Below are 12,691 nucleotides of genomic sequence, written 5' to 3' on the forward strand. Positions count from 1 at the left end.
ACTACCTGTTCGCCCAGCGTGCCCAGCGCGAACCGGAATACGTCGCCGGGCTGGTGTTCTGCTCGACGCTGCTGTCGTTCATCTATCTGCCGGTGTTGCTGGCGATCATGAGATGAGCGCCTGGGACAGCCACGGCGACCACCAGGCGACGCTCGAACCGACGACTTTCAGAGAGGATAGGCATGCATTATCTGCTGATCTACGACATCGCGGCGGACTAACTGACGCGTCGCGTCGATTTCCGCGTGGCGCATCTGGAGCTGGCCTGGCGGGCCAGCGAGCGCGGCGAACTCCTGCTCGGCGGCACCGTGGGGGAACCCGTGGAGAGCGCCGTGCTGCTGTTTCGTTGCGATTCGCCGGCGATTCCAACCGCCTTCGCCCAGGCCGACCCCTATGTCGTGAATGGATTGGTAACGAACTGGCGGGTCGAACCGTGGAACACGATCGTCGGTGACGAGGCGGCGAATCCGCTGCACCCTGACCACAACGCCCGCTGATTTTCTCAATCTCCAGTTCAGCCTTGCGTCCGACTAGAAAAAAGCAGACACGACAAAGGAGTCGCATCTTTATCCATGGCGGAATCAGCCGCCGATTCCGCCAACCAGGATGCACCCTAACACCACCAGCAATAGAAAGAACGTCTCTGCCGCCATGAGTAGAACCGGCTTCCATCCCACTACCGCGAGTTTCTGAAAGGAAGTCTTGATACCTAGCGCAGCGATAGCCGTGACCAAACACCAACGCGACAGGGTCGAGAGCCCCTCGTTCACCGTATCGGGAATCAGCCCCACGCTGTTGATCAGCACCAGCACCACGAAGCCCACCAGAAAGCCCGGCAGCATGGGTATCTTACGTGCGCCCTCGTCCTGATTTGCACTGCGCCGAGAGGCACGAAACAGCCAACCGAACATCATGACCGCCGGGACCAACATGGCTACCCGTACCAGCTTGATCAAGGTCGAGGTGTCGCCGGTCTGCTCGGAAATGATGTAGCCGGCACCGACCACTTGGGCCACATCGTGGATAGTGCCGCCAAGGAAGATACCTGCTGGCACTTTGGCGAGTTCCAGCGCCCCTGCCAGCAGGGGATAGGTCACCATGGCCAGAGTTGAGAGGGTGGTGACGCCAACCACGGTGAGGATGGTGTTGCGTTCGCTGGTCTCGGTCTTAGGCATCACTGCGGAAAGCGCCAGCGCCGCAGAGGCGCCGCATATCGCTACCGATCCGCCAGTGAGCAACCCGAAGTCCCGGCCGAGACCCATGGCTCGAGCGAGCAGCGCACCGACGATTATGGTACCGGCCACTGCCGCTACTACAAGCAGCAGAGGCCCCAAACCGAGATCCCCTACCTGCTCCAGCGTCATGCGCGCACCAAGCAGCGCCACGCCCAACCGCAGCACGGTACGAGCGGCGAATTCGATGCCTTCGCGGCAGCGCCCCTCTTCGCTGAGAAAGTGCAACGACATGCCGAACAGCAGAGCATAGAGCAGTGTCGGGCCGCCATAATGGTCGGCAATAAAGGTGGTAGCCAGTGCAATGGTAATGCATACCAACAGTCCGCGACCCACCGGACGCAGCGTGGCGAGTCGGCGTGTCGCGCCGCCTCGAAGGGTCGGTATTCGCGAAATGAAGGATTGGGATTTCATCGGATGACTCCTGGTGAACGCACAAGCCGGTCCCGCCTGGTCCCTTCAGGGAGCAGGCAAGCGATTGCATTGAAACATCGACAAGACGGCAATCGCCGTCGAATAAGGAAAGCTGGGGCGCTAGGAGGTTCCGGTAGCCGCTGTCACACCCTCGGCCAGAACGGTGACGGTATCGATCACTGGCGCGTCGGTGTGCAGCGTATCCTGAATCACCGAGAGCTCGGTGCAGGCCAGCACCAACACCTCGGCCCCCTGGGAAAGGACGTCTTCGGCGGCTCGGGTGAAGGCATCACGTGTCTCGGGATGACGCCCCTCGCCACGTTTGACAGCACGAATCACCTCTAGTACGCGGTCTTCGTCGTCAGGGTAGACCAGCGACAATCCACGCGCCTCGACGAATCCCTCGTAGAGGCCGATCTTGCGCAGGGCCGGTGAGCATAGCAGGCCCACCCGCGCCCCCGGCATGCGCTCAGCAACCACATCGAGGGTGCGCTCGACGATATGCCAGACGGGAATCTCGACCGCATCCTGGGCGTCACGCCAATAGTAGTGAGCGGTATTGCAGGGCATCACCAGAAAAGTGCACCCGGCCCGTTCCAGGCGTCGGGCCATGGCGGCGATGACGGGTCCCGGTGACTCACCGTCGCCATCGATCAGCGCTTTGATTCGCGATGGCACTTTGGGATTGTTGTCGACCAGCATATGCACGTGATCGATATCGTCCTGGGCCGGGGTCACCTCGATGACCTTCTGCATGAACGCTACGGTAGCGTCGGGCCCCATGCCCCCGAGCACTCCGACCATCGGATGGTCGGGGGCGGTGTCAATGTGTCCGGAATGCGTCATGTCGTCTACCTGTCGATGGAATGAGGCGTGGCCTAGAATCCAAGAAGGCTGGGCAGCCACAGAGTGATTTGGGGGAAGAAGGCCAGTAGCAGCGCGATGACCACCATGGAGCCCACCAGAGGCAGCGCACGCACGGCAATGCGTTCGATGGGGACGTTGGCGATGCTCGAACTGATGAACATGTTCTCGCCCAGCGGAGGTGTCGAGAAGCCGATGCCCAGGCTTACCACCAGCACGATGCCGAAGTGCACCGGGTCCACGCCGAGTGCCACCATCACCGGCAACAGCACCGGCGTCACGATCATGATGGTGGCGAGAATCTCCATAAACATGCCGACAATCAGCAAGAAGCCGATCACCAGCACCCATACCAGCCACAGGCTATCGGTAATTTCGAGGATGCCTTGGGCGATCATGTCCGGAATATGATTTTCGACCAAAATGCGTCCGAAGGCAGTGGCAGTGAACATGATGATCAATACCCGCCCAGTCAGCCAGGTCGTGTTCTCAAAGGCCTCGTTGATGCCGCGCAGTGACGACCCCTTGTGAATGAAGACACCCACGAACAGCGCGTAGAAGATCGACACCACCGCGGCTTCCGTGGGCGTGAACAGGCCCGAGTAGATACCGCCGAGGATGACTACCGGCGCCATCAATGACCAGAAGCCATCCTTGAGCACTCTGACGACCTTCTTCATGTCGTAGCGATTGCCCTCGGTCTGGTAGCCGTTGCGCTTGGCGGTGATGTAATTGGCGACCATCAGCCCCACGCCGAGCATGATGCCCGGTATCACACCGGCCATGAACAGTGCCGAGATCGACTCATTGGCGGTGACTCCGTAGATCACTAGCGGCATGCTCGGCGGGATCACCACACCCAACCCCCCGGCGGTGGCGGTGATGGCGGCCGGGTAGCTTCGACCGTAACCGCGTTCGATCATCGCCGGGATCACCAGCATGCCCACCGCCGCGGTGGTTGCCGGCCCCGACCCCGAAATGGCGCCGAAGAACATGCAAGCCATAACCGCGGCAGCGCCCAGCCCGCCGGCGGCGGGACCGGCCAACTCCTCGGCGATGTAAATCAGACGCCGGGCGATACCGGCATCGCCCATCAGGGCCCCGGCCAGGATGAAGGACGGCAGTGCCATCAGCGGGAAAGAGTTGATCGCCGAGAAAGCCAGCTCGATCAGCGAGCTGATGTCGTCGCCACTGAGCACATAGACGGCCATGGAGGCCACACCGAGTGCCACGACAATGGGTGCGCCGAAGAACAATAGCCCGGCGAACACGGAAAACAGTACGGTTGCCGCCATGGCTTAGTCCCCCGTTTTGGTCGAGGACGGCGCATCGGAAAGATGGCTCGAGCCCTCGGTGATCTTGTTGACTTCCTGCTGCTCCACATCGCCGGGCTCGATGCCTTTGACCAGTCTTAGGTATTGCACCTGCAGGACACGAAGCGCCATCAGCACAAACGCGATGGGAAACACGAAGTAGACGTAGGCCAGCGACCAGCCCAGTGCCGGCGAGTCATAGGGAAACTCCAGCAGCAACCCGATTAGATCCAGACTCTTGTAGGCCAGTACCAGGCAGAAGCCGACCCAGATCAAGTCGACCAGCAGCAGGAGGGTGTTGGCGATGGACCTTGGCATCATCTTGATATGGGTCTGCAGGCGATTGTGCGCACCCAGGTGAGCCGCATGGGCCGCACCAAGAAAGACGAACCAGACAAACGCATAGCGCGCCAATTCCTCGATCCACGCCATGCCAATGCCGAGCGTCACCCGCAGCACCACCTGGACGAAGAGCAGTACGACGAAGAGTCCGAGCAGTAAACGACAGGCGTAGTCTTCGATGTAGTTGAGCTTGGCCAACATGGGAGGCCTCCTTCCCAAGCAGAGACAGCGGAAATTATGAATGCCTGACCGGGCGCCTCAGGTTCGCCCGGTCAGGCGATCGATCAGTGGCCGAGGGCTGACTGAAATTCGTCGAAGGCCTCCTTGCCGCCGATCTCGTCATAAAATGCCGGCCACACCTCCTCCTTGGCGATACGAATCCACTCATCCTCATCTTCTAGAGTGGATACCTCTACACCTTCGGCTTCCATGCCCGCACGGGCCTTGGAGGCTTCGGTCAGCTGGAACTGCAGGGCGTAAAGCTGCGCTTCCAGACCAGCCCGATCGATGATCGCGCGTTCTTCATCGCTCAACTGCTCATAGGTTCTGACACCCATAACAATCGGCTGAAGCGAATACTGGTAGTGCACCTCGGTGAGATAGTCCTGTACTTCATGAAACTTCATCGTGTAGTTGACGATGTAGGGGTTATCCTGGCCGTCGATCACACCCTGCTGAAGCGCAGTGAAAACCTCTGGCCAGGACATGCTGATCGGGCTGGCTCCCCAAGCCTGGTAAGTGGCCAGCATTAACTCATTCTGCGGCACACGAATCTTGAGGCCCTGGAGGTCGTCGAGCGTGGTAACCGGACGCACGGAGTTGGTAAGGTATCGAAAGTTGGAATAAAGCCAGCTGACGATATGCACACCGGCATCCTCTTCGGCGATGGCGTTCCAGCGATCCGCCAATGGCCCAGTGGTAGCCTTCACCGCGTCCGCATGACTGCGAATGGCATAGGGCATGGTCAGGGCGCCAAGACGAGGCGCGTAAGGTGTCAGGTTGCCGACCCCGACCAGGGCGAAATCGAGCTTGCCGATGCGGGTATCCTGGATCATGCTCGTCTCGGAGCCGAGCTGGCCGCCGGGAAAGAGTTCCACCTGCATTTCACCGTCGGACAGCGATTCGACAAGTTCCTCGAAACGCTGGGCCAAGGCGCCCTGATCGGAATCCATGGGATCCCCCATGCCTAACTTGAACGTCTTGGCCTCGGCTTGAGCGGCGACCACGGTGGACAGCAGAATGGCGGTGGTCAGTAGAGTCTTCTTGAACATTGTTATCACTCCAGTGGGGTGTCGATAGCGTATTGGGAAGAGGGTCAGTTGGCCCCTATCGCGTCGTTGGATGTTGCCTCGTCATCATTCAACGCCTCATCCATGGCATTGCTCATCAGGGCGACGATATCGTCGCAGTCTTCCTGTTCGAAGGTCAGCGGCAGTCGCAAGTCGCAGAGGGTTGCAAGCACGCGGTCGGCGGTAGGCAGCGGCCGTGTGGCCGGCAAGTAGCCCCAACTGTCATAGCGGCTGGTGTAGTCTTCCGGCAGCGCCTTGCCATACCATTTCAGCGGGATGCCTCGAGCCTCGCAGCCGGCGATAAACCGCGCGATGGTGTCGTGACCGAGGCACGGCAACCGAAACTGGATCGAGCTGCCGATGAAATCTTCCTGGGGTGGCCGCTCGAGTCGTTCGACCTGGGGCATTCGTGCCAGTCCGTCTTCCAGGCGCCGGTAGAGAGCGTTCCAGCGCGCCCGACGTCTGGCCATCTCGGCCAACTGCGGTCGCAGGACAGCAGCACGTAGATTGTCCATGCGCCCGCTCATGTTGGGCATCACCAGACGCGTCTCGGCGAAACTCTCTGCGTCAGGGGCCGCCAGGTGACGGTCGAAGAGCATGTAGGAGCCGGACAGAATGACCGCGCGGCGCATCACTTCGGCGTCCTGGGTAGCCAGCAGCCCGCCTTCGCCGGAGTTGATGTGCTTGTAGGTCTGCGTGCTGAAGCAGCCCACCTTGCCGAAGGTGCCGCTGGGGCGGCCCTGGTAGGCCGCACCCATGGTGTGGGCACAGTCTTCGATCAGCACGATGTCGTGGGCCTCGCAGATCGCGACGATGGCCTCCATGTCACCGATATGTCCCCGCATGTGAGAGAGCACGAAGAAGCGTGCGCCGCTCTCACCTGCCGCCCGCTCGAGATCCTCGGGGTCCACGGTGGTGTCCTCGCGAATATCGACCAGCACCGCCTCGCCGCCGGCGGCGTGGATACTGCCGGGCACCGGCGACAGGGTGAAGGCATTGCACAGCACCTTGTCGCCAGGGGCCAGGCCACAGGCACGCAGCGCTAGCTGCAACGCATAACCGCCCGAGGCGCAGGCCAGGGCGAAGTCGACGCCCAAGCTCTCGGCAAACTCCGCCTCCAACAGGGCGGTCTCGCCCTGTTCACCCTCGGCCAGGTTGTAGCGATGCAAGCGCCCGCTGCGCATCACCGCCACGGCAGCCTCGATGGCATCTTCCGAGAGTGCTTCCTGCTGAGTGAAGGACTTGGCGAAACGGCGCATGACAGCCCCCTCAGTAACGGCTCTGGCGATGGACAGGGAAGTCCCAGTCCTGCTCGGGGAAATACTTGGCCAAGCGCCAGTCACAGGCACGGGCATGTCCTTCCATGCCTTCGGTGCGCGAGATGCGCGAGCCCACGGCGCTGAAGGTGCGATTGGCCTCTTGGCTCAACTGCTGGGTAGTTAGCACCTTCATGAACTTGTGCACGTTGAGCCCTCCGGAATAGCGTCCGGCGCGCTTGGTGGGCAGGATATGGTTAGTGCCGGAACACTTGTCGCCATGGGTGACAGTGCTTCCCTCGCCCAGGAACAGCGAGCCGTAATTCGACAAATGCTCTTTCCACCATCCCAGGTCCTCACACAGCACCTGCAGGTGCTCGCAGGCATAGCGGTCGCTGACCTCGACGATTTCCTCGCGGCTGTCGCCCACGATTACCTCGCCGTAATCACGCCAGGCGGTATGGACAACATCGGCGTTGGGCATATCATCGGCCACCTTTGGCAACACCTCCATGACTTCCCGAGCCAGTGCCTCACTGGTGCTGAACAGCCAGACCGGCGAGTTGGGGCCGTGCTCGGCCTGGGACACCAGGTCCACGGCGATGGTCATGGGGTCGGCGGAGCCATCGGCGATGATCGCCGACTCGGTGGGGCCGGCGAAGACGTCGATGCCCACCTCGCCGAACAGCAGGCGCTTGGCCTCCGCCACATAGGCGTTGCCCGGCCCCACCAGGATGTCGGCCTCGCGACCGCCGAACAGACCGAAGGCCATGCTGGCCATGGCGTGCACGCCGCCCATCTCAAGAATCATGTCGGCACCAGCCACATCCATGGCATAGGCCACTACCGGATTGATGCTATCGCCTCGGGGGGGCGAGCAAGCCACCACATGCTTGACGCCAGCGGCCTTGGCCGTTGCCACACTCATCAATGCCGAGGCGGCATGGGCATAACGCCCTCCGGGCACGTAGCAACCCGCGCAACCCACCGGCAGTATCCGCTGACCCAGCAACACGCCGGGTTCGGTCTCGATCTCGAACGAGGTCAAGCTGTCACGCTGGGCGTCGGCAAAACGCTTGATCTGGCGATGGGCGAAATCAATATCGTCCTTCACGTGCTGGGGCACACTATCGATCAGGCGCCGGCGCTTCTCCTCGCCCAGCACGAAGTCGCCCGTCCAGCCGTCGAATTTCTCGGCATACTCGCGCACCGCGACTTCGCCGCGCGCGCGGATGTCCTCGATCATGTCCTGCACCGCTTGGGTGACACGCTCGTGTTCCGCGGCAACCCCGGCGGCAGCCTCAGCTTGCTTGAGATATCGGATTGTCATTGTGATCTCCACGATTCTGCGATGGTGGCGCCCGGCACCAGGCCGCCGAGCGCCACTTCGTTCATCAGGTCCGGTATTCGGGGAAGCCGAAAGCGTTGGGGTAGCCGAACAGCGCCACAGCACCACCCGTGTGAAGGAACACCACATTCTCATCCTTCTCGAAGTGGCCCTTGCGAATCAAGTCGATCAGCCCGGCCATGCCCTTCCCGGAATACACCGGGTCAAGCAGAATGCCCTCGTGTCGCGCCAACAGAGTCACTGCTTCAACCATGCCCTCGGTGGGGATGCCGTAGCCCTCTCCCACGTAGTCACAGTTGGCCACGACCTGCTGGCGGTCCACCACCCCGGACAGACCTAGCTTGGCCTCGGTCTTCTGGGCCAGGGCGAAGACGTTGGCCTCCTGCTTGTCCTTGGGCGCACGTACGCCGATGCCGAGCACCGGAATGCCAGCGTTGCAGGCGGAGAGACCGGTGACCAGGCCTGCCTGGGTGCCGGCACTGCCGGTGGCATGCACCAGATGATCGACCTGCAATCCGATGTCATTGGTCTGAACGAGCAGTTCCAGTGCCGCGTTGACGTAACCCAGCGCCCCGACTTCGTTGGAACCGCCACCGGGAATGATGTAGGGCGTCTTACCCTCGCTTTTCAGGCGGTCGGCCAGGCCTTCCATCTCAGCGGCCATGTCAGCACCGCCAGGACGTTTTTCGAGGCTGGCGCCATGGAGTTGATCGAGGAAAACGTTGCCGTTGTAGTTATAATTGGGATCGTCACTGCCGGTACGGTCTTCCAGCAGGATGTGGCATTCGAGCCCCAGCTTACAGGCTGCGGCCACTGTCTGGCGGGCGTGGTTCGATTGGGTGGCACCCTGAGTGATGATGGTATCGGCACCCTTCTCGAGGGCATCGGCCATCAGAAACTCCAACTTGCGCGTCTTGTTGCCGCCGGTCGAGAGGCCAGTGCAGTCATCCCGCTTGACCCACAGGCGCGGACCACCGAGCAGCTTGCTCAGGTTGTCCATGGGCTCCAGCGGGGTCGGCAGATGTCCGAGACGAACGCGGGGGAAACGGGATAGATGCATACGGGCCTCCAGGCGAGTCATTTTTGGCATAAGCGGGCTCTCATCACGACCAACGTCGAAAGATACGGCGGCCACGAGGCGCGCCACTGAGCGGTCTTATGGAGGTTAGAACCCTCGCCCCTGCCACGACCAATGCCAAGTTGCTCGCTAGCTGTTAAATTTTTGCATAGTCAGTACCCTGATTCGGAACTCCGCCACGAGGCAGCATGAACCACCAATGAAGATCGAGTGGATAGAAGATTTTCTCGAGCTGATCGACGCCGGCACCTTTTCCCTGGCCGCCGAACGACGCCATGTCACCCAGCCGGCCTTTTCCCGGCGGATTCGTCAGTTGGAAGAGTGGCTCGACGCCGATCTGATCGACCGTCAGTCGCCACGTCTGGCCCTGACGCCGCATGCCCGTGAGTACGAACCACTGTTGCGCGACTGGTTGGCTCGACTCTATGCTCTGCGCAGCCGTATACGCGCCGAGGCGCTTCATGGTCGTCGCGCTGTACTGACCACCCAGCACACACTGACCGTCAGTTATCTGCCCCGTCTACTACGTTACTTTCGTCAGTATGCCCCCGAAGCACGGTTGCAAGTGCGCTCCTCCAACCGTGACGACTGTATCGACGACTTCCAGCATGGACAGGCCGATCTTATGGTCTGCAGCGAACTGGAAGGTGCTCCCCTGCTGACGGACCGCAGCGATATCGAGCGATTGGAACTCGGCCAAGAGCAACTGATTCCGGTTACCGCCGCCCAGGATGGCAAACCCTTGCATCTGCCCCGTGCGGGAGTGACGCTGCCTCTCATCGGTTATGATTCCGACAGTTTCCTGGGCAGCGCCTTGGCCTCTCCCTTCATGTTCGACCTTCAGCGCCACTACGATATCGAGTTGGTTTGCGAGACCGCTTTCACGATCGGTATCAAGGAGTTGGCATTATCGGGACTGGGTGTGGGCTGGCTACCCCATGGCCTGATTGAGGAAGAACTTGAATCGGGAAAGTTGCTCTCACTGTTGGACTGGATAGGTGGGCCAATGCTTGTGGTAGCCGGCTACCGTCATGCATCGCAGGATATTGGCGCTGCCGATCGGCTTTGGTCACTGATGCTCGATTTCCCACCGACACTCTAAGCCTCGCTGAGGGGGACAGGGCGCTTCATGAAATATACCGTCACCTGACCAACACCAGGCTTTGAGTCCAGATATCGGGCAACCCAACAGACAGGGTGTGACGCCGTTGTTGGTCCCGAAAAAGCTCATGATCGCCTTCGGCGTCACCGAGTGGCTCGGCCTGCCACCACTGGCGCAGAGCGTGCTGGTATTGCAGATGAGCATGCCGGTGGCGGTCTACAACTACCTGTTCGCCCAGCGTGCCCAGCGCGAACCGGAATACGTCGCCGGGCTGGTGTTCTGCTCGACGCTGCTGTCGTTCATCTATCTGCCGGTGCTGCTGGCGATCATGGGGTGAGCCGGTGATCAGGCGCACGTAACGAGGCAATCACAATCAACGTTAGATGGTTTGGAGGAGTCGTTACCCCTAGCGTGCTTACACCTTCCAGGGCAGCGGAGGCGGCATCAGGCGTTCGCCCTCGTACTGGGGAATGCTACCGAAACGCTCGCTGCCCGCCTCCCAGTCTCGCTGGGCCTCCATGATCTCCGCCTTGCTGTGGCCGACGAAGTTCCACCAGATCAGAATCTCCTCGCCCAACGGCTCGCCGCCCACCAGGATGGCCCGCCCCCCTGCCGGCAGTTCGAGCGTGACGTCACTACGGCCCCGCCCCAGATAGGCCAGCTCATTGGTGGCGAAACGCTCGCCTTCGATTTCCAGCTCGCCTTCCAGCGACAGCAAGCCATATTCGAAATCCTCACGCAGCGGCAGTTGCAGGCTGCCCGCCGACGGGCTGCGTAGATCCAGCCCCACCAGGGGCGAAAACGCCAATGTCGGTGCCCGTTGGCCGGCGAACTCGCCGGTGAGCAGGGTCAGCTCGACGCCCTGCTCGCGCCACTGCGGCAGTTCCGGGTAGTGATCGAAGCGCGGCTCGGTGTGACGGTGAGCCTCGGGCAACGCGATCCAGAGCTGCGCGGCATGCAGCTGAGTCTCGCCGGCAACGGACTCCTCGGTATGGCTGATACCGCGCCCGGCGGTCATCAGGTTGACCTGGCCGGGGCGGATCACCTGCTCGTGGCCCAGGCTGTCGCGATGCAGCACCTCGCCTTCGATCATCCAGGTGAAGGTTTGCAGCCCGGTATGCGGGTGCGGGCCCACGCGCAACCCAGTGCTGTTGCCCTTGAAGACGGAGGGGCCGGCATGATCGAGGAAACACCAGGCGCCCACCAGCCGACGATGGCGCGAAGGCAGCACCCGATTGACCGGAATACCGCCGACGTCGGCGGTGCGCGGCGCCACATGCTGAACTTGGCGCTTGCCGTCGATGATTGGGCAGTCGATAGAAGTCAAGAGGTCGGGGTCACTGACGAACGTGCTCATACTGCCTCCACTATCGGTGAATGAGGGGCAGGCCGGTGCCTGCCCCCATAAGTGCTCTAACGCTGTGAGTCTAGCGTCTCGTTGTTCTTCACCACGTCCTGCGCCTTCATGTAGCTCTCGATAAGTAGCTGGTAGGGCGGAAACACGTCGGAATACGCGCCTGCCCACTCCTGCGCATCGTCGCGATTCCAGGTTCGCTGGAGCTCGGAAAGCACGGCGCCGGTGTCGATGGGTACGACGCCAGCCTGGACGACACGAGCCAGTGTGATCTCCTGCGCCATCTTTGAATAAGTGCCGGAGGCGTCGATAACCGCGAAGACCTTGTAGCCCTCGTGGACCGCGCTGATGGAAGGGAACGCCATACAGACACTGGTGATCGTGCCAGCGATGATCAGCGTGTTCTTGCCGGTGGCCTTGACGGCTTCGACGAAGTCCGGGTTGTCCCAAGCGTTGATCTGCCCAGTGCGGGCGACGTATTGGGCATGAGGCGCATTCTCGTGAATTTCCGGGATCAGTGGACCATTCGGTCCCTGTGGTACCGACGCGGTCGTGATCACCGGGATATTGGCAAGCGACGCCACCTTGGCCAGCGCCCCCGCATTGGCGCGCAAGCGCGTCATCTCCATGTCGCCGACCGTCTGGAACAGGCCGCTCTGATGATCGATGAGCAGCATGGCGGTATCGTCAGGATCGATGGTCGGAAGTTGTCCGTTGAAGTTGGCAGGTGCGGTCATGACTTGTTCTCCTATTGAGAAATCCAGGACGGGCCGCTGCCGCGAACTCGACCGCGGCAACGGCGGAGCGATCTATCACTGTGTTGCGCGTCACGGCAGACGATGCATAGCGATTCCCCTTGGTTAAGAAAACGAATGGATTGGTGCGTGATCACGTCCGGTGGGCCGGACTAAAAAACCCGCCACGCGGCCTATCCCACCGTTTGTGCCAAAATGGAGTTCGTGACGAGAAAACCGAGTGTCATGAAGACCACCAACAGCGCCCCGACGATGCGCGGCGGCGCAGGCAGCGGGATATCGAACCAGCGACACCCGACGCCGATTGCGAAACCCAGCAACAGGCCAATCAACGAATGAAGCAT

13 protein-coding genes and 2 pseudogenes are annotated in these 12,691 nt (G+C 61.3%); 4 read left to right on the top strand and 11 right to left on the bottom strand.

Translation table 11 applies throughout. The annotated features are described in order from the left end of the window. Together BLR92_RS19900 and BLR92_RS05870 are read left to right on the top strand one after the other, a co-directional pair. A pseudogene (locus BLR92_RS19900) lies at positions 1-116 on the top strand (AEC family transporter); the annotation flags it as partial. Positions 117-221: 105 nt separating this feature from the next. After that, positions 222-497: a YciI-like protein gene (locus BLR92_RS05870; protein ID WP_281242898.1), complete on the top strand. Its 276-nt coding sequence runs from the start codon at positions 222-224 to the stop codon at positions 495-497. 84 nt (positions 498-581) lie between these two features. On the opposite strand, the gene BLR92_RS05875 is transcribed toward BLR92_RS05870, so the two are convergent. From BLR92_RS05875 to BLR92_RS05910, 8 genes are all read right to left on the bottom strand, one after another. Then, the gene (locus tag BLR92_RS05875; protein WP_089726464.1) at positions 582-1,646 is read right to left on the bottom strand and encodes a YeiH family protein; all 1,065 of its coding nucleotides are present in this window, start codon (positions 1,644-1,646) and stop codon (positions 582-584) included. 120 nt (positions 1,647-1,766) lie between these two features. After that, on the bottom strand, positions 1,767-2,492 hold the full coding sequence (locus BLR92_RS05880; protein ID WP_217636541.1) for a cysteate racemase: 726 nt from the start codon (positions 2,490-2,492) through the stop codon (positions 1,767-1,769). Positions 2,493-2,524: 32 nt separating this feature from the next. Further along, positions 2,525-3,805: a TRAP transporter large permease gene (locus BLR92_RS05885; protein ID WP_089726466.1), complete on the bottom strand. Its 1,281-nt coding sequence runs from the start codon at positions 3,803-3,805 to the stop codon at positions 2,525-2,527. 3 nt (positions 3,806-3,808) lie between these two features. Further along, complete coding sequence (locus BLR92_RS05890; RefSeq protein ID WP_089726468.1) at positions 3,809-4,366, bottom strand: TRAP transporter small permease; 558 nt, start codon at positions 4,364-4,366, stop codon at positions 3,809-3,811. Between the two features lie 83 nt (positions 4,367-4,449). Continuing rightward, positions 4,450-5,436, bottom strand: a complete 987-nt coding sequence (locus BLR92_RS05895) for a TRAP transporter substrate-binding protein (RefSeq protein ID WP_089726470.1) — start codon at positions 5,434-5,436, stop codon at positions 4,450-4,452. 44 nt (positions 5,437-5,480) lie between these two features. Then, positions 5,481-6,713, bottom strand: coding sequence for a DegT/DnrJ/EryC1/StrS family aminotransferase (locus tag BLR92_RS05900; protein WP_089726472.1), 1,233 nt, complete (start codon positions 6,711-6,713; stop codon positions 5,481-5,483). A 10-nt stretch (positions 6,714-6,723) separates the two neighbouring features. Next, complete coding sequence (gene hisD, locus BLR92_RS05905; RefSeq protein ID WP_175488734.1) at positions 6,724-8,040, bottom strand: histidinol dehydrogenase; 1,317 nt, start codon at positions 8,038-8,040, stop codon at positions 6,724-6,726. 64 nt (positions 8,041-8,104) lie between these two features. Next, on the bottom strand, positions 8,105-9,118 hold the full coding sequence (locus tag BLR92_RS05910) for a D-cysteate sulfo-lyase (RefSeq protein WP_089726474.1): 1,014 nt from the start codon (positions 9,116-9,118) through the stop codon (positions 8,105-8,107). 217 nt (positions 9,119-9,335) lie between these two features. Between BLR92_RS05910 and BLR92_RS05915 the strand changes: the two genes are divergently transcribed. Beyond that, positions 9,336-10,238 (top strand): LysR family transcriptional regulator, encoded by a 903-nt coding sequence (locus BLR92_RS05915; protein ID WP_089726476.1) that lies wholly within the window; start codon positions 9,336-9,338, stop codon positions 10,236-10,238. A 148-nt stretch (positions 10,239-10,386) separates the two neighbouring features. Beyond that, a pseudogene (locus BLR92_RS05920) lies at positions 10,387-10,575 on the top strand (AEC family transporter); the annotation flags it as partial. Between the two features lie 78 nt (positions 10,576-10,653). On the opposite strand, the gene BLR92_RS05925 reads toward BLR92_RS05920, so the two are convergent. The 3 genes from BLR92_RS05925 to BLR92_RS05935 form a co-directional block, all read right to left on the bottom strand. Next, positions 10,654-11,595 (bottom strand): pirin family protein, encoded by a 942-nt coding sequence (locus tag BLR92_RS05925; protein WP_089726478.1) that lies wholly within the window; start codon positions 11,593-11,595, stop codon positions 10,654-10,656. Between the two features lie 56 nt (positions 11,596-11,651). Then, positions 11,652-12,329 (bottom strand): hydrolase, encoded by a 678-nt coding sequence (locus tag BLR92_RS05930; RefSeq protein ID WP_089726480.1) that lies wholly within the window; start codon positions 12,327-12,329, stop codon positions 11,652-11,654. Between the two features lie 191 nt (positions 12,330-12,520). After that, entirely contained in the window at positions 12,521-12,691 is a 171-nt protein-coding gene (locus BLR92_RS05935; protein WP_089726482.1) for a DUF1427 family protein, read from the bottom strand.

It is taken from the genome of Modicisalibacter muralis (assembly GCF_900102945.1).
Classification (GTDB): domain Bacteria; phylum Pseudomonadota; class Gammaproteobacteria; order Pseudomonadales; family Halomonadaceae; genus Modicisalibacter; species Modicisalibacter muralis.